Genomic DNA, 17208 nt, shown 5'->3' with positions numbered 1-17208 from the left:
ATCGCGGCCAAGGCCCGCGAGGTGCGCGGGGTGGACCGGGTCGTCGTCCGCGACGGCGACGCGATCGGCGCGGTGCTCACCCGGCTCGGCGCCCATGACGCGGTGCTGGCCTGGGAGGAGCGGCGGATGCGCCGCGAGGTCCGCGCCACGGCCAACCGGCTCGCCAACTTCGACGACGCCAACCTGCGCCGTTCCGCGCGGGCCGCGGTCGCCGCGGGCGCCCGGGTGGGACGCGCGCTGGAGATCCTGGGCGAAGAGGTGCCCGAGCACCTCGCGGCGGCCGGACGGCTGCGCATGGAGCACAAGCAGGCATCCCTGGAGGAACTGGGCGCGCTCGCCGACCCGCCGCTGACCAAGGACGCGGTCGCCGGCCGGATCCGCCGGCTGCTGGCGATGGCCGACAAGCGGGCCCAGGACCTGGGTATCCCGGGCACCGAATCCACCCTCAGCGAGGAGCTCGCCGACGGCCTGGTGGGCTGACCTGCGAGGGCGGTGAATCCGGCCGGATCCGGGACGAGCGGAGCTCCTCCGGTTGTTGACGCTCCGTAATCGTTGCTGCATGTGCGGCCGAGTATCCGGAGGCCCGTACTCCTGCCGAGGAAGGCCCGTACTCCTGCCGAGGAGTACGGGCCTCGGCTGTTCTTACGGCCCCGCTCGATGTCACCCCGGGGCCGTCGGAGAGGTAGGGTCGGAGGCGGTCGGGGACATCTCATACAACTCGCCGGGGTGAAAACCCCGCGTACCTAACGAGGAGATCGGTTCGTGACGATCCGCGTAGGCATCAACGGCTTTGGCCGCATCGGTCGTAACTACTTCCGCGCGCTGCTGGAGCAAGGTGCGGACATCGAGATTGTGGCTGTCAACGACCTGGGTGACACCGCGACCACGGCCCACCTGCTGAAGTACGACACCATTCTGGGTCGTCTGAAGGCAGAGGTCAGCCACACCGCCGACACCATCACCGTCGATGGTCACACGATCAAGGTGCTCTCCGAGCGCAACCCGGCCGACATCCCCTGGGGTGAGCTGGGCGTCGACATCGTCATCGAGTCGACCGGCATCTTCACGAAGAAGGCCGACGCCGAGAAGCACATCGCCGGTGGCGCCAAGAAGGTCCTCATCTCGGCTCCGGCCAAGGGCGAGGACATCACCATCGTGATGGGCGTCAACCAGGACAAGTACGACGCGGCCAACCACCACGTCATCTCCAACGCGTCCTGCACGACCAACTGTGTCGCACCGATGGCCAAGGTTCTGGACGAGAACTTCGGCATCGTCAAGGGCCTCATGACGACGGTCCACGCGTACACCAACGACCAGCGCATCCTGGACTTCCCGCACTCGGACCTGCGTCGCGCCCGCGCCGCCGCCGAGAACATCATCCCGACCACCACCGGTGCCGCCAAGGCCACCGCCCTGGTCCTCCCGCAGCTGAAGGGCAAACTGGACGGCATCGCCATGCGCGTCCCGGTCCCGACCGGTTCGGCCACCGACCTGGTCGTCGAGCTCCAGCGCGAGGTCACCAAGGACGAGGTCAACGCCGCGTTCAAGAAGGCCGCCGACGACGGCGACCTCAAGGGCATCCTGTTCTACACCGAGGACCCGATCGTGTCCTCGGACATCGTCAGCGACCCGGCGTCCTGCACCTTCGACTCCTCGCTGACCATGGTTCAGGAGGGCAAGTCGGTGAAGATCCTCGGCTGGTACGACAATGAGTGGGGTTACTCCAACCGCCTCGTCGACCTGACCGTCTTCGTCGGCAACCAGCTCTGACCGTCGAACCGGCAGGCACTTCGATGTGAGCACGGGGCTCGAACAGCGCAACGCCGCGCCGTTCGAGCCCCGTCGCATGCTCTCCCGCCCTCCAAGGAGTCCAGCAAGATGAAGACGATTGACGAACTGATCGCCGAAGGGGTCACCGGCAAGCGCGTATTCGTCCGCGCCGACCTCAATGTGCCGCTGAGCGGCACCACCATCACCGACGACGGCCGGATCCGCGCCGTCCAGCCGACCGTGGAGAAGCTCGTCGCGGCCGGCGCACGGGTCGTCGTCGCCTCGCACCTGGGCCGTCCCAAGGGCGCTCCGGACCCCGCCTTCTCCCTGGCGCCCGCCGCCGCCCGCCTCGGTGAACTCATCGGTGCCGACGTGGCCTTCGCGACCGACACGGTCGGCGAGTCCGCCCGCGCCACGGTCGCCGCGCTCACCGACGGCCGGGTCGCCGTCCTGGAGAACCTCCGCTTCAACCCCGGTGAGACGTCCAAGGACGACGCCGAGCGCGGTGCGTTCGCCGACCGGCTCGCCGAACTCGCCGATCTGTACGTGGGCGACGGCTTCGGAGCCGTGCACCGCAAGCACGCCTCGGTCTTCGACCTCCCGGCCCGGCTGCCGCACGCCGCGGGTGACCTGATCGCCACCGAGGTCGGCGTCCTGAAGAAGCTCACCGAGAACGTCGAGCGCCCGTACGCCGTGGTGCTCGGCGGCTCCAAGGTCTCCGACAAGCTCGGTGTCATCGACCACCTCCTGGAGCGCGCCGACCGCATCCTGATCGGCGGCGGCATGGCGTACACCTTCCTCAAGGCCCAGGGCCACGAGGTCGGCAGCTCGCTCCTCCAGGAGGACCAGATCCCGGCGGTGCTGGAGTACCTCAAGCGCGCCGAGGACAAGGGCGTGGAGTTCGTGCTCCCCGTCGACGTCGTGGTCTCCGGGCAGTTCCCGGACCTCAAGTCCAAGGCCCCGACCGAGCACCGCACGGTGCCCGCGGACGCCATGCCGGCTGGTTTCATGGGCCTGGACAACGGCCCCGAGACCAACCAGCTGTACGCCTCGAAGCTCGCCGACGCCGCCACCGTCTTCTGGAACGGCCCGATGGGCGTCTTCGAGCACCCCGACTACGCCGAGGGCACCCGGGCCGTCGCCCAGGCCCTCGTCGACTCCTCGGGCTTCAGTGTCGTCGGCGGTGGCGACTCCGCCGCGGCCGTCCGCACCCTGGGCTTCGACGAGAACGCATTCGGACACATCTCGACCGGTGGCGGTGCCAGCCTCGAATACCTTGAGGGCAAGACGCTCCCCGGCCTCGCAGCACTGGAGGACTGACCTTTCATGACCACTCGCACCCCGCTGATGGCGGGCAACTGGAAGATGAACCTCAACCACCTTGAGGCCATCGCACACACCCAGAAGCTCGGCTTCGCGCTGACCGACAAGGACTACGAAGCCGTCGAGGTCGCCGTCCTGCCGCCCTTCACCGACCTGCGCTCCGTGCAGACCCTGGTCGAGGGCGACAAGCTGAAGATCAAGTACGGCGCCCAGGACGTCTCGGCGCACGACTCCGGCGCGTACACCGGTGAGATCTCCGGCTCGATGCTCACCAAGCTGCGGTGCACCTACGTCGCCGTCGGCCACAGCGAGCGCCGCCAGTACCACGGCGAGACCGACGAGATCTGCAACGCCAAGGTGAAGGCCGCGTACAAGCACGGCCTGACCCCGATCCTCTGCGTCGGCGAGGGCCTGGACGTCCGCAAGGCCGGTGACCAGGTCTCCTACACCCTCGCGCAGCTCGACGGCGGTCTGAAGGACGTCCCGGCCGAGCAGGCCGAGTCCATCGTGATCGCGTACGAGCCGGTCTGGGCCATCGGCACCGGCGAGGTCGCCACCCCCGAGGACGCCCAGGAGGTCTGCGGTGCGATCCGCGGCCGGCTGGCCGAGCTGTACTCGCAGGAGCTTGCGGACGCGGTCCGCATCCAGTACGGCGGCTCGGTGAAGTCCGGCAATGTCGCCGCGATCATGGCGCAGCCCGACGTGGACGGCGCGCTGGTCGGCGGCGCCGCGCTGGACGCCGACGAGTTCGTCAAGATCGTCCGCTTCCGCGACCAGTGAGTATGCGGTAGCGCGGATCCGTCGTACCCTTGCGGGGGCCGTGGAGGGTGTAGCCTCCCGGCCCCCGTTGTTCGCATATGCAGTCCAGAGGAATTCCGGAAAGTAGGGACCAGCCGTGATTTTGGCGTTCGAGATCGCCCTGATCGTCTTCAGCCTGCTGCTGATGCTGCTGGTGCTGATGCACAAGGGAAAGGGCGGCGGCCTCTCCGACATGTTCGGTGGCGGCATGCAGTCGTCGGTCGGCGGCTCCTCGGTCGCCGAGCGGAACCTCGACCGGATCACCGTGGTCGTCGGTCTGGCATGGTTCGCGTGCATTGTTGTGCTTGGTCTGCTGATCAAGCTGGACAACTGACCCGTCGTACGCGATTCCCGGTGACGGTGTAACTCCTTTCACTGGACGCGCGTTGGGCCTTACGTAGACTGGGGCATCTTCGAGCACCATCACGCAGGGAGTTACGACCGTGGCAAGTGGCAACGCGATCCGGGGAAGCCGGGTCGGAGCGGGGCCGATGGGGGAGGCCGAGCGCGGCGAGTCCGCGCCGCGTCTCCGCATCTCCTTCTGGTGCTCGAACGGGCACGAGACGCAGCCGAGCTTCGCCAGTGACGCGCAGGTACCGGAGACTTGGGACTGCCCGCGCTGCGGCTTCCCGGCCGGCCAGGACCGGGACAGCCCGCCGGACCCGCCGCGCACCGAGCCGTACAAGACGCACCTCGCGTACGTACGGGAGCGGCGCAGCGACGCGGACGGCGAGGCCATCCTCGCCGAGGCCCTGGCGAAACTCCGGGGCGAAATCTAGAAGTTCACCGGCCGGGCACCCACTGGGTGTCCGGCCGGACTGCATTTGCCGTGCCGCAGGTCTCCATTGCCTCGTCCGCCCTTCTGATCAATTAGGTTGGAGGTGCAGCGGGGCATCTGCAGGCACGAGAAGAATTGGGCTGATATCCGGGATGAACACACGAAGCCGAACCAGGCTCAACCAGACGCCCGAGTGGACCGCTCTGGGCAAGCACCGCGAGCAGCTCGGGACGACCCATCTGCGGCAGCTCTTCGCGGACGATCCGCAGCGCGGCACCGGATACACCCTGAGCGTCGGCGATCTGTACGTCGACTACTCCAAGCACCTGGTCACCGACGAGACACTGCGACTGCTGCGCGAGCTCGCCGCGGCCACCGGCGTGGCCGGGCTGCGGGACGCGATGTTCCGCGGCGAGAAGATCAACACCACCGAGGACCGCGCCGTCCTGCACACCGCGCTGCGTGCCCCGCGCGACGCGGTGATCGAGGTCGACGGCGAGAACGTGGTGCCGGGTGTGCACGCCGTGCTCGACAGGATGGCGGCGTTCTCCGACCGCATCAGGTCGGGGGAGTGGACCGGCCACACCGGCAGGCGCATCAAGAACGTCGTCAACATCGGCATCGGCGGTTCCGACCTCGGCCCCGCCATGGCGTACGAGGTGCTGCGCTCCTTCACGGACCGCGAACTCACCGTCCGCTTCGTGTCGAACGTCGACGGTGCCGACCTTCACGAGGCGGTGCGCGATCTCGACCCGGCCGAGACGCTCTTCGTCATCGCGTCGAAGACCTTCACCACGATCGAGACCATCACCAACGCCACCTCCGCCCGCAACTGGCTGCTGACCGGTCTGAACGCCGGTCAGGAGGCGGTCGCCAAGCACTTCGTGGCACTGTCCACGAACGCCGCGAAAGTCGCGGACTTCGGCATCGACACCGCGAACATGTTCGAGTTCTGGGACTGGGTCGGCGGCCGTTACTCGTACGACTCCGCCATCGGTCTCTCGCTGATGATCGCCATCGGCCCGGACCGGTTCCGCGAGATGCTCGACGGCTTCCACCTCGTCGACGAGCATTTCCGCACCGCCCCCGCCGAGGAGAACGTCCCGCTGCTGCTGGGCCTGTTGGGCGTCTGGTACGGCGCGTTCTTCGACGCCCAGTCGCACGCCGTGCTGCCGTACAGCCACTATCTGTCCAAGTTCACCGCGTACTTGCAGCAGCTGGACATGGAGTCCAACGGCAAGTCCGTGGACCGGGACGGCAACCCGGTCGACTGGCAGACCGGACCGGTCGTCTGGGGCACCCCCGGCACCAACGGACAGCACGCCTACTACCAGCTGATCCACCAGGGCACCAAGGTCATCCCGGCCGACTTCATCGGCTTCGCCGAGCCGGTCGCCGACCTGCTGCCCGGTCTGGTCGCCCAGCACGATCTGCTGATGGCCAACTTCTTCGCCCAGACCCAGGCGCTGGCCTTCGGCAAGACGCCGGACGAGGTCCGTGCCGAAGGCGTCGCCGAGGAACTGGTGCCGCACAAGACCTTCCGGGGCAACCACCCGACGACGACGATCCTCGCCGACCGGCTGACCCCGTCGGTACTCGGCCAGCTGATCGCGCTGTACGAGCACAAGGTCTTCGTCCAGGGCGCCGTCTGGAACATCGACTCCTTCGACCAGTGGGGTGTCGAACTCGGCAAGGTCCTCGCCAAGAAGATCGAGCCGGTGCTCACCGGGGGCAAGGGGGGCGAGCAGCTGGACAGCTCGACCGCCGCGCTCGTCGACGCGTACCGCGCCCGCCGGGGACGCTGAGCAGGATGACGACGGGGGAGGGGACGGTGCGGCTGCGGCCGCCGAACAACACGCTGGATCCGAGGGCCGTGGGGTGGTGGCGGGCCCAGTGGCTGCTGCTGACCGCTGCCCCGGTGGCCGTGCTGGCCGTGCTGGGCGTGCTCATCGAGCCCGCCCGGTTCTGGCTGCTGCTGCCCGCCGCGGTCCTCGCGGTCCTCGGCGCCGGCTGCGCCGTCCTCCTCCCCGTCTGGTGGTTCCGTACCCACCGCTGGGAGGTCACCGACGAAGCGGTGTACGTCAGGACCGGGGTCTTCAGGCAGGAGTGGCGGATCGCCCCGATGTCCCGGATCCAGACCGTGGACACCGTGCGTGGACCGCTCGAACAGCTCTACCGGCTCGCCACGGTCACCGTCACCACCGCGTCGGCCAAGGGCGCGGTACGGATCGAGGGCCTCGACCACGAAACGGCGGCAGGGCTGGCCGAGCGGCTGACCCGGATCACCCAGGGCACCCCCGGGGACGCCACATGAGCGCCGGGGCCAACGTCCACCCGGCCGCGGCGGGCGACGAGCACGGCGCCGACGGCCCCGGCATCGCCACCACCGCCGACTGGCGGCGGCTGGACCGGCGCACCGTCCTGGTCAGCGCGCTCGTCACGGCCGGGGTGGCCGCCGGTGCGGCCGTGCCCACCACGCTCGGCCTGTCCGGACGGTTCGGCTTCGGGACCGCGGTCGCCTGGGTCCTGGCCGGCTCGATCCTGCTGATCGGCTCCGCGGCGGCCGGCGACCACGTACGGTGGCGCCGCACCCGCTACCGCGTCGGTGCCGAACGGGTCGAGCTGCACACCGGGCTGCTCCTGGTCAAGAAGCGCTCACTGGCCCGGGAGCGCATCCGCAGCGTCGACCTCACCGCCCATCTGCTGCAACGGGCGCTCGGCCTGGTCACCGTCCGCATCGGCACCGGCGAGCACTCCGGCAACGACTCCACCCTGGAACTCGACCCGGTCCCCAGACCCGAGGGCGAACGGCTCCGCCGCGAACTGCTGGAACGTACGGCCACCGGCACCCCGGGCACCCATCGCGAGGGCCAGCTCGCCGCCCTCGACCCGCGCTGGATCCGCTACGCACCGGTCTCCTTCGTCGCCCCCGCGCTCGGCGGTGCGGCGGCCGGCGCGGTGATGCAGGTCAGCGACTGGTTCGGGGCGCAGGGGCAGGTCATCGAGTGGATCGGGGACCGCTTCCGGGACACCGCGCTGCCCGCCATGATCGTGGTCCTCGCCCTCGCCGCGGTGCTCGCCGGTGTGGTGGGCGCGCTCGGCCTGTGGGTCGAGATGTGGTGGAACTACCGGCTGGAGCGCGAACCCGGCGGCACCCTGCACATCCGGCGCGGACTGCTGACCTCCCGCTCCGTCTCCATCGAGGAGCGGCGGCTGCGCGGGGTCGAACTCGTCGAACCGCTCGGCATCCGGACCTTCGGCGCGGCCCGGGTCGACGCGATCACCACCGGGCTCGCCAAGGACGACGAGGAACAGCACGGCGGCCACAACACCCTGCTGCCCGCCGCGCCCAGGACCGTCGCCGACGCGGTGGCCGCCGATGTGCTGCGCGAGACCACGTCCCCGACCGGCGCCCCGCTGACCGGGCACCCCCTCGCGGCCCGCGGCCGCAGGCTGCGCCGGGCGCTCCGGGCCGTCGCGGCCCCGGTGCTGGTCCTGGCTCTCCTGGGCGTGCTGCTGACGCCCGTACTGCTCTGGATCGCGCTCGCCTGTGCCGTCGTGGGGCTGCCGGCCGGGATGTTCCTGGCCCGGGACGCCTACCGCGGGCTCGGGCACGCCATCAGCGGCGACTACCTGGTGGTGAGGTCCGGCAGCGTCAGGCGCTCGACCGCCGCGCTGGAGCGGGCCGGAGTCATCGGCTGGACGGTCCGGCAGACGTACTTCCAGCGGCGGGCCGGGGTGCTGAGCGTCACCGCCACGACGGCCGCCGGAGCGGGTGCCTACACGGCGTACGACACGGATGCGGGCGAGGGCCTCGACTTCGCCTCCGAGGCCGTTCCCGGCCTGCTGGAGCCCTTCCTGGAGCGCGTCCCGCCCACCGGGTGACCGCCGGTCAGCCGTGCGTCGTGTCGATGACGCAGAACCTGTTCCCCTCGGGGTCCGCCAGCACCACGAAGTCCGGGTCCTCCGGGTACAGATCCCAGTCGACCCGTACCGCGCCGAGTGCGATCAGCCGGTCCACCTCGGCGTCCTGCTCCTCCGTGTACAGATCGAGGTGGACCCGGGGGACCTCCTGCACCGGTGTACCGCTGCGCCCGAGGGCCAGCCCGGCGCCGGGCCCCTCGGGCGGGACCAGCACCACCCAGTCGTCCGTCGACGGCCCACGCTCCACGTAGCCGAGCGCCGCCTTCCAGAACGCAGCCGCGCGCCGTACGTCCGACGCGCCCATCACCAGGGTTCCGATCCGCACCATGGCCCGAGTCTGTCACGCCTTCCACGCAACGGGCCCGGCCGCTCCGAGGAGCGAACCGGGCCCGTGCGCAACCATGCTGACGGTCCGTCAGGGTGAGGCGGGCGGATACAGCGCGCGCGGCAGCCGGGAGGCCGCCGCCGCGTCCATCAGCCACAGGGTGCGGCTGCGTCCGTACGCACCGGCCGCCGGGGCCTGGATCTCCCCGGCACCCGAGAGCGCGATCTCCGCGGCCTCCGCCTTGTCCTCGCCCGCGGCGAGCAGCCACACCTCGCGCGCCGCCCGGATCGCGGGCAGCGTGAGCGAGACACGGGTGGGCGGCGGCTTGGGGGCGCCGTGCACACCGACGACGGTGCGCTCGGTCTCCCGTACCGCGGGCAGCTCCGGGAAGAGCGACGCGACATGCGTGTCCGGGCCGACGCCCAGCATCAGCACATCGAACGTCGGTACCGGGCCGTGGTTCTCGGGACCGGCCGCGGCGGCCAGCTCCTCGGCGTACGCGGCCGCCGCCGCGTCGGCGTCGTTGCCGAACGGGCCGTCCGAAGCGGGCATCGCGTGCACCCGGGACGGGTCCAGCTTCACCGAGTCCAGCAGGACCTCGCGGGCCTGCGTGACATTGCGCTCCGGGTCGCCCTCCGGCAGGAACCGCTCGTCGCCCCACCACAGATCGAGCCGCGACCAGTCGATCGCGTCCCGGGCGGGCGCGGCGGCGAGCGCGGCCAGCAGACCGTTGCCGTTGCGCCCGCCGGTGAGGACCACCGAGGCGTACCCGCGTGCGGCCTGGGCGTCCACGATCCTCGTGATCAGCCGGGCCGCGGCGGCCTGAGCCATCAGCTCCTTGTCGCGGTGCACGACGAGTTGGGGGGCACTCACTTGGACGCCGCCTTCTTGGCCGCGGTCTTCTTCACGGCGGCCGGGGCGGCGGCCGCCGCGGGCTCGGCCGGCTTCGGCTCCGCCGGTCCGCCGAGCTTCGCCACGCCGAACTTCACCGTCGCCTCGTAGGTGTTGTCCGGGTCCAGACGGCGCAGCTCCTCGGCAAGCAGCTCGGCGGTGTCCCGCCGCTTGAGCGCCACCGCACGGTCCGGCTGGCCCTGCATCGAGAGCGTGGCCAGCGAACCGTCGGGACGATCCAGGACGATGACGCCGTTCTTGGTCTCCATCCGCACGGCCGTCAGACCGGGGCCGGCCGAGACGGTCCGCTCCACCGGCACCTTGAGCCGGTCCGCGAGCCACATGGCGAGCAGCTCGCAGCTGGGGTTCTCGGACTCGCCCTCGACCGTCGCCGAGACGAGCTCGACGTGCTGCTGGTCGAGCGCGGCCGCCAGCATCGAACGCCACGGCGTGATGCGGGCCCAGGCCAGATCGGTGTCGCCCGGGGTGTACGAGTCGGCGCGCGCCGCCAGCTCCTTGCCCGGGTCCTCCGCCGAGTACGCGTCCGTGATCCGGCGCTGGGCGAGCGCGCCCAGCGGGTCCTTCGCCGGGTCGGCGGGTGCGTCCTCGGGCCACCAGACCACGACCGGGGCGTCCGGCAGCAGCAGCGGCAGGACCACCGACTGGGCGTGGTTGACCAGCTCGCCGTGGAGACGCAGTACGACCGTCTCGCCGGTGCCCGCGTCGGAACCGACCCGCACCTCGGCGTCGAGCCTGGCGTCCCGGCGGCTGCGCGGCGAGCGGCTGACCCGCTTGATCACCGCGATGATCCGCGAGGGATGCTCGCGCGAGGCGTCACCGGCCGACTTGAGCGCGTCGTACGCGTTCTCCTCGTCGGTGACGATGACCAGGGTGAGCACCATGCCGATGGCCGGGGTACCGATGGCGCGGCGGGCCGAGACCAGCGCCTGGTTGATCTTGCTGGAAGTGGTCTCCGTGAGATCGATCTTCATGGCCGGCGCCAGCTCCGTCCGTCTCGTGCGAGCATCTCGTCGGCCTCGGCCGGACCCCAGGTGCCCGCCGGGTACTGGGCGGGCTTGCCGTGCTTGTCCCAGTACTGCTCGATCGGGTCGAGGATGTTCCAGGAGAGCTCGACCTCCTGGTGCCGGGGGAAGAGGTTGGCGTCGCCGAGCAGCACATCGAGGATGAGCCGCTCGTAGGCCTCCGGGCTGGACTCCGTGAAGGACTCGCCGTACGCGAAGTCCATCGTGACGTCCCGGACCTCCATCGAGGTGCCGGGCACCTTGGAGCCGAACCGCACGGTCACGCCCTCGTCCGGCTGGACCCGGATGACCAGTGCGTTGCCGCCCAGCTCCTCGGTGGCGCCGGACTCGAAGGGCAGATACGGGGCCCGCTTGAAGACGACCGCGATCTCCGTGACCCGGCGGCCGAGCCGCTTTCCGGTACGGAGGTAGAACGGCACGCCCGCCCAGCGGCGGTTGTTGATCGTCAGCTTGATCGCGGCGTAGGTGTCGGTCTTCGACTTGGGGTCGATGCCGTCCTCGTCGAGGTACCCGGGGACCTCCTCGCCGCCCTGCCACGCGTGCACGTACTGGGCGCGCACCGTGTGCTTGCCCAGGTCCTCCGGCAGTTCCACCGCCGTGAGCACCTTGAGCTTCTCGGCGACCAGGGCCTTCGGGTGGAAGGAGCCGGGCTCCTCCATCGCGGTCAGCGCCAGCAGCTGGAGCAGGTGGTTCTGGATGACGTCACGGGCGGCGCCGATGCCGTCGTAGTAGCCGGCCCGGCCGCCGATGCCGATGTCCTCGGCCATCGTGATCTGGACGTGGTCGACGTACGACCTGTTCCAGATCGGCTCGAACATCGTGTTGGCGAACCGCAGTGCCAGGATGTTCTGGACCGTCTCCTTGCCCAGGTAGTGGTCGATCCGGAAGACCTCGTTGGGCGGGAACACGTCGTGCACGATCTGGTTGAGCTCCTGTGCGCTCCTCAGGTCGTGGCCGAAGGGCTTCTCGATGACGGCACGCCGCCAGGAGCCCTCCTTCTGGTCGGCGAGTCCGTGCTTCTTGAGCTGCTGGACGACCTTGGGGAAGAACTTCGGCGGCACGGACAGGTAGAAGGCGAAGTTGCCGCCCGTGCCCTGCGCCTTGTCCAGCTCCTGGATCGTGGTCTTCAGCTGCTCGAAGGCATCGTCGTCGTCGAAGTTGCCCTGGACGAAGCGCATCCCCTGGATGAGCTGCTGCCAGACCTCTTCGCGGAACGGCGTGCGGGAGTGCTGCTTGACGGCGTCGTGGACCTCCTGTGCGAAGTCCTCGTCCTGCCACTCGCGGCGCGCGAAACCGATGAGGGAGAAGCCCGGCGGCAACAGGCCGCGATTGGCCAGGTCGTAGACGGCGGGCATCAGCTTTTTACGGGACAAATCGCCCGTGACCCCGAAGATCACCAGACCCGACGGTCCCGCGATGCGCGGGAGCCGTCGGTCCTGGGGGTCACGAAGCGGGTTGGCTCCGGGAACACCAGACAAGGTGGTCAGCCCTCCGAAGGGGCGAGGCGCTTGAGCTCCGCCTCGGTCGAGTTGAGCAGGTCGATCCAGGCCGCCTCGAACTTCTCGACGCCCTCGTCCTCCAGGAGCTGGACGACGTCGTCGTAGGAGATCCCGAGCTTGGCCACCGCGTCGAGTTCGGCGCGGGACTGCTCGTAGGTGCCGGAGATGGTGTCGCCGGTGATCTGCCCGTGGTCGGCGGTGGCGTCCAGGGTGGCCTCGGGCATGGTGTTCACCGTGCCGGGGGCGACCAGGTCGACGACGTACAGGGTGTCCTTGTACGCGGGGTCCTTGACGCCGGTCGAGGCCCACAGCGGACGCTGCTTGTTGGCCTGCGCCTTGTCCAGGGCGGCCCAGCGCTCCGAGCCGAAGACCTCTTCGTACGCCTGGTAGGCGAGCCGGGCGTTGGCGAGCGCCGCCTTGCCCTTGAGGGCCTTGGCCTCGTCGGTGCCGACGGTGTCGAGGCGCTTGTCGATCTCGGTGTCCACACGGGACACGAAGAACGAGGCCACCGAGTGGATCCTGGACAGGTCCAGGCCCGCGGCCTTCGCCTTCTCCAGGCCCGCCAGGTAGGCGTCCATGACTTCGCGGTAGCGCTCCAGCGAGAAGATCAGCGTGACATTGACGCTGATGCCCTTGCCGATGACCTCGGTGATCGCCGGGAGACCGGCCTTCGTCGCCGGGATCTTGATGAGCGTGTTGGGCCGGTCCACCAGCCAGGCCAGCTGCTTGGCCTCGGCGACGGTGGCTTCGGTGCGGTGGGCCAGCCGCGGGTCGACCTCGATGGAGACCCGGCCGTCCTGGCCGTCCGTGGCGTCGAAGACCGGACGCAGGATGTCCGCGGCGTCCCGCACATCGGCCGTCGTGATCATGCGGATGGCCTCGTCGACGGTGACCTTGCGGGTGGCGAGGTCGGTGAGCTGCTGCTCGTAACCGTCGCCGTGCGAGATCGCCTTCTGGAAGATCGACGGGTTGGTGGTGACGCCCACGACGTGCTGCTGGTCGATCAGCTCGGCGAGGTTGCCCGAGGTGATCCGCTTGCGCGACAGGTCATCGAGCCAGATCGCCACGCCCTCGTCGGAGAGGCGCTTGAGTGCGTCTGTCATGAGAAATGCATCTCCTACTAGTCGTATATCGGCGTCAGCGCGTGGCTGCGGCGAGAGATTCCCGAGCGGCGGCGGCGACGTGCTCGCCGGTGAAGCCGAACTCGCGGAAGAGGACCTTGGCGTCGGCCGAGGCACCGAAGTGCTCCAGCGAGACGATCCGGCCGGCGTCACCGACGTACCGGTACCAGGTCAGACCGATGCCGGCCTCGACGGCCACACGCGCCTTCACGGACGGCGGCAGAACGCTGTCCTTGTACGCCTGGTCCTGCTCCTCGAACCACTCGACCGACGGCATCGAGACCACCCGGGTCGGGATGCCGGCCGCCTGCAGCTCCTCGCGCGCCTCGACGGCGAGGTGCACCTCGGAGCCCGTACCGATCAGCAGAACCTGCGGTTCTGTGCTCTGCCCGTCGGGCCTTTCGGCCTCGAAGAGCACGTAACCGCCCTTGGCCGCGTCCTCGTTCGCCTCGTACGTCGGAACGCCTTGGCGGGTCAGCGCCAGACCGTGCGGGGCGCCCTTGCCGAACACCTTGGTGTAGCGGCGCAGGATCTCGCGCCAGGCGATGGACGTCTCGTTGGCGTCGGCCGGACGGACGATGTTCAGGCCCGGGATGGCACGCAGCGCGGCCAGGTGCTCCACCGGCTGGTGGGTCGGGCCGTCCTCGCCGAGACCGATCGAGTCGTGCGTCCACACGTACGTCACCGGCAGGTGCATCAGCGCGGACAGGCGCACGGCGTTGCGCATGTAGTCGGAGAACACCAGGAAGGTGCCGCCGTAGATGCGGGTGTTGCCGTGCAGCGCGATGCCGTTCATGGCGGCGGCCATGGCGTGCTCGCGGATGCCGAAGTGGATCGTGCGACCGTACGGGTCCGCGCCCGGCAGCGGGTTGCCCACCGGGAGGAACGACGACGTCTTGTCGATCGTGGTGTTGTTCGAGCCCGCGAGGTCGGCGGAGCCGCCCCACAGCTCGGGGATGATCTCGCCCAGCGCCTGGAGCACCTTGCCGGAGGCGGCACGGGTGGCGACACCCTTGCCCGGCTCGAAGACCGGAAGCGTGTCCTCCCAGCCCGCGGGCAGTTCGCCGGCGGAGATCCGGTCGAACTCGGCGGCGCGCTCCGGGTTGGCGGTGCGCCACGCGGCGAAGGACTTCTCCCACTCGCCCCTGGCCTCGCGGCCGCGGTCCAGCGCCTCACGGGTGTGGGCGATGACCTCGTCGGCGACCTCGAAGGTCTTCTCCGGGTCGAAGCCGAGGACCCGCTTCGTCGCCGCGACCTCCTCGTCGCCGAGCGCCGAGCCGTGCGAGGCCTCGGTGTTCTGGGCGTGCGGCGCGGGCCAGGCGATGATCGAGCGGGCCGCGATGAACGACGGGCGCTCGGTCTCGGCCTTGGCGGCCTGGAGCGCGCGGTACAGACCCGCCGGGTCCAGGTCGCCGCTCGGCAGCTGGTCGACGCGCTGGACGTGCCAGCCGTACGCCTCGTACCGCTTCAGGGTGTCCTCGGAGACCGCGGTCTCCGTGTCGCCCTCGATGGAGATGTGGTTGTCGTCCCACAGCAGGACCAGGTTGCCGAGCTTCTGGTGCCCGGCCAGCGAGGACGCCTCCGCGGAGATGCCCTCCTGGAGGCAGCCGTCACCGGCGACGACCCAGACCATGTGGTCGAAGGGGGAGGTGCCGGGGGCCGCCTCCGGGTCGAACAGGCCGCGCTCGTAGCGGGCGGCCATCGCCATGCCCACGGCGTTGGCGACACCCTGGCCCAGCGGGCCCGTGGTCGTCTCGACGCCGGTGGTGTGGCCGTACTCCGGGTGGCCGGGGGTCTTCGAGCCCCAGGTGCGGAACGCCTTGAGGTCATCGAGCTCCAGGCCGTACCCGGCCAGGTAGAGCTGGATGTAGAGGGTCAGGCTGGTGTGACCGGCCGAGAGCACGAACCGGTCGCGCCCGGTCCAGTCCGCGTCGGCGGGGTCGTGGCGCATCACCTTCTGGAAGAGGGTGTACGCGGCGGGAGCGAGGCTCATGGCCGTACCAGGGTGGCCGTTTCCGACCTTCTGTACGGCGTCCGCTGCAAGGACACGGACAGTGTCCACGGCCCGCTGGTCCAATTCGGTCCACTGGAGATCTGTGGTGGTCGGCTTGGTGCTCACCCTGAGTCAGGGCTCCTCTCCACTGTTGTAAACCGGTGACTGAGACCGCACCGGGCGTTGTCGAGCCTACCCCCGTCGGAACAAGCATTTTCCGCTGCTTTCCAGGGTGCAGGCGGCCTGCGGAGTTCGCCTCCCGTATGAGCGCGGCGGCTCACTTCTGCGTCACTCCGATGAGCGCTTCTCCTTGCTTATGGGCCCTCCGATGAGCGCGTGCTCGTACTCTTGTGATCCGCTCCGGTGATCGAGGGTCCTGCTCACGCGCGGTGTTGCGGCAGCCGGGACCTCCGGCTCAGGTGCCGTGTCACGAGCAGCGGGACCCCCCGGCTCCGCGCCCCTTCAACACGACCCACCCCCGCGAAGAACGGCCTGTCCCCAACGTCTACAGTGGTCTGGTTCGCGCAAGTCTTTACCGGGCCTTCACGCCCGGAGCTTGCTGGGATTTCTCTGTCAGGGGTGTGCGTGACGGCCGTCGAGTCCCGACCCGCAGGGGTCGCCTTGACTCCCAGCCCAGGGGGCCATCGCCCGTTCGGGGCCCGTGTCAAGGCATTCGTGGCGCTGACCAAGCCGCGGATCATCGAGCTGTTGCTGATCACCACTGTTCCGGTGATGTTCCTCGCCGCTCAGGGTGTGCCCGACCTGTGGCTCGTTGTCGCCACCACCATCGGCGGATATCTCTCCGCGGGCGGCGCCAACGCGCTGAACATGTACATCGACCGCGACATCGACGCGCTGATGGACCGTACGTCGCAGCGCCCGCTGGTCACCGGCATGGTGAGCCCGCGCGAATGCCTGGCCTTCGGGTTCGCGCTCGCGGCGATCTCCACGGTCTGGTTCGGCCTGCTGGTGAACTGGCTCTCGGCGGCGCTGTCGCTCGGCGCGCTGCTGTTCTACGTCGTCGTCTACACGATGCTGCTCAAGCGCCGCACCTCGCAGAACATCGTCTGGGGCGGCATCGCGGGCTGCATGCCGGTGCTCATCGGCTGGTCGGCCGTCACGAACTCGATGTCCTGGGCCGCGGTGATCCTCTTCGCCGTCATCTTCTTCTGGACGCCGCCGCACTACTGGCCGCTCTCCATGAAGGTGAAGGAGGACTACGCCCGGGTCGGCGTCCCGATGCTTCCGGTCATCGCGTCCAACCGGGTGGTGGCCCGCCAGATCGTCATCTACAGCTGGGTGATGGTGGCCGTCTCGCTGCTGCTGACCCCGCTGGGTTACACCGGCTGGTTCTACACGACGGTGGCGCTGGCGACCGGCGGGTTCTGGCTCTGGGAGGCGCACGGCCTGCAGAACCGGGCCAAAGCCGGCGTAACCGGAGGAAAGCTCAAGGAGATGCGGCTGTTCCACTGGTCCATCACCTATGTCTCGCTGCTCTTCGTCGCCGTGGCGGTCGACCCCTTCCTGAGGTAGTCCCGCTCCCCGGTCCCCCTGACGATTCCTGCCGACGGGCGGGGTACGTGGCCCATGCCACGTACCCCGCCCGTCGCACGTTGATCTACCCGTCGGTAGCATCCTGAATATGGCTGAGACGGCCACCATCACCCAGCTGTAGATGACGATCTGGCGGGCCACCACCCGGTTGGACGCGATGACCGGAAGCATCGGGACGCCGACCCG

General features: G+C 69.6%; 16 protein-coding genes and 1 pseudogene. 10 read left to right on the top strand and 7 right to left on the bottom strand.

From position 1 onward, the window contains the following. The 9 genes from whiA to ABZY11_RS34605 form a co-directional block, all read left to right on the top strand. A partial coding sequence (gene whiA / locus ABZY11_RS34645) for a DNA-binding protein WhiA (protein WP_356482971.1) occupies window positions 1-480 on the top strand: 480 nt, incomplete at its 5' end. 282 nt (window positions 481-762) lie between these two features. Then, window positions 763-1773: a type I glyceraldehyde-3-phosphate dehydrogenase gene (gene gap, locus ABZY11_RS34640; RefSeq protein ID WP_356482970.1), complete on the top strand. Its 1011-nt coding sequence runs from the start codon at window positions 763-765 to the stop codon at window positions 1771-1773. A gap of 108 nt (window positions 1774-1881) precedes the next feature. Then, on the top strand, window positions 1882-3093 hold the full coding sequence (locus ABZY11_RS34635; protein ID WP_356482969.1) for a phosphoglycerate kinase: 1212 nt from the start codon (window positions 1882-1884) through the stop codon (window positions 3091-3093). A 6-nt stretch (window positions 3094-3099) separates the two neighbouring features. Then, complete coding sequence (tpiA, locus tag ABZY11_RS34630; protein WP_356482968.1) at window positions 3100-3876, top strand: triose-phosphate isomerase; 777 nt, start codon at window positions 3100-3102, stop codon at window positions 3874-3876. Window positions 3877-3991: 115 nt separating this feature from the next. Beyond that, complete coding sequence (secG, locus tag ABZY11_RS34625) at window positions 3992-4228, top strand: preprotein translocase subunit SecG (protein WP_093539669.1); 237 nt, start codon at window positions 3992-3994, stop codon at window positions 4226-4228. Between the two features lie 109 nt (window positions 4229-4337). Beyond that, window positions 4338-4673 (top strand): RNA polymerase-binding protein RbpA, encoded by a 336-nt coding sequence (locus ABZY11_RS34620; RefSeq protein ID WP_072483070.1) that lies wholly within the window; start codon window positions 4338-4340, stop codon window positions 4671-4673. 151 nt (window positions 4674-4824) lie between these two features. Next, window positions 4825-6477 (top strand): glucose-6-phosphate isomerase, encoded by a 1653-nt coding sequence (pgi, locus tag ABZY11_RS34615; protein ID WP_356482967.1) that lies wholly within the window; start codon window positions 4825-4827, stop codon window positions 6475-6477. 5 nt (window positions 6478-6482) lie between these two features. Beyond that, window positions 6483-6986: a PH domain-containing protein gene (locus ABZY11_RS34610; protein ID WP_356482966.1), complete on the top strand. Its 504-nt coding sequence runs from the start codon at window positions 6483-6485 to the stop codon at window positions 6984-6986. Window positions 6987-7048: 62 nt separating this feature from the next. Continuing rightward, window positions 7049-8557, top strand: a complete 1509-nt coding sequence (locus tag ABZY11_RS34605) for a PH domain-containing protein (RefSeq protein WP_356482972.1) — start codon at window positions 7049-7051, stop codon at window positions 8555-8557. A 7-nt stretch (window positions 8558-8564) separates the two neighbouring features. Here the strand turns inward: ABZY11_RS34605 and ABZY11_RS34600 are convergent, their stop codons facing one another. The 6 genes from ABZY11_RS34600 to tkt all read right to left on the bottom strand — a co-directional run bounded on the left by ABZY11_RS34600 (window position 8565) and on the right by tkt (window position 15594). Beyond that, complete coding sequence (locus ABZY11_RS34600) at window positions 8565-8924, bottom strand: VOC family protein (protein WP_356482965.1); 360 nt, start codon at window positions 8922-8924, stop codon at window positions 8565-8567. 87 nt (window positions 8925-9011) lie between these two features. Further along, window positions 9012-9794, bottom strand: a complete 783-nt coding sequence (pgl, locus tag ABZY11_RS34595) for a 6-phosphogluconolactonase (RefSeq protein WP_356482964.1) — start codon at window positions 9792-9794, stop codon at window positions 9012-9014. Beyond that, window positions 9791-10804 (bottom strand): glucose-6-phosphate dehydrogenase assembly protein OpcA, encoded by a 1014-nt coding sequence (opcA, locus tag ABZY11_RS34590; protein WP_356482963.1) that lies wholly within the window; start codon window positions 10802-10804, stop codon window positions 9791-9793. The genes pgl and opcA overlap by 4 nt, the downstream gene beginning before the upstream one ends. Then, window positions 10801-12333, bottom strand: coding sequence for a glucose-6-phosphate dehydrogenase (gene zwf, locus ABZY11_RS34585; protein WP_356482962.1), 1533 nt, complete (start codon window positions 12331-12333; stop codon window positions 10801-10803). Before zwf ends, opcA begins: the two co-directional genes overlap by 4 nt. A gap of 5 nt (window positions 12334-12338) precedes the next feature. Further along, a complete protein-coding gene (tal, locus tag ABZY11_RS34580; RefSeq protein WP_356482961.1) occupies window positions 12339-13457 on the bottom strand; it encodes a transaldolase in 1119 nt (372 codons plus the stop codon). Window positions 13458-13491: 34 nt separating this feature from the next. Beyond that, complete coding sequence (gene tkt, locus ABZY11_RS34575; RefSeq protein WP_356482960.1) at window positions 13492-15594, bottom strand: transketolase; 2103 nt, start codon at window positions 15592-15594, stop codon at window positions 13492-13494. Between the two features lie 453 nt (window positions 15595-16047). Here tkt and ABZY11_RS34570 point away from each other — a divergent pair, with 453 nt between their 5' ends. Continuing rightward, a complete protein-coding gene (locus tag ABZY11_RS34570; protein ID WP_356482959.1) occupies window positions 16048-17001 on the top strand; it encodes a heme o synthase in 954 nt (317 codons plus the stop codon). A gap of 108 nt (window positions 17002-17109) precedes the next feature. On the opposite strand, the pseudogene ABZY11_RS34565 reads toward ABZY11_RS34570, so the two are convergent. Further along, window positions 17110-17208, bottom strand: a pseudogene (locus ABZY11_RS34565) (protoheme IX farnesyltransferase); the annotation flags it as partial.

The organism is Streptomyces sp. NPDC006510, from assembly GCF_040611955.1.
GTDB lineage: Bacteria > Actinomycetota > Actinomycetes > Streptomycetales > Streptomycetaceae > Streptomyces.
The sequence above is the reverse complement of the archived record's forward strand: the minus strand, read 5'-3'. Positions and strand labels throughout refer to the sequence as shown.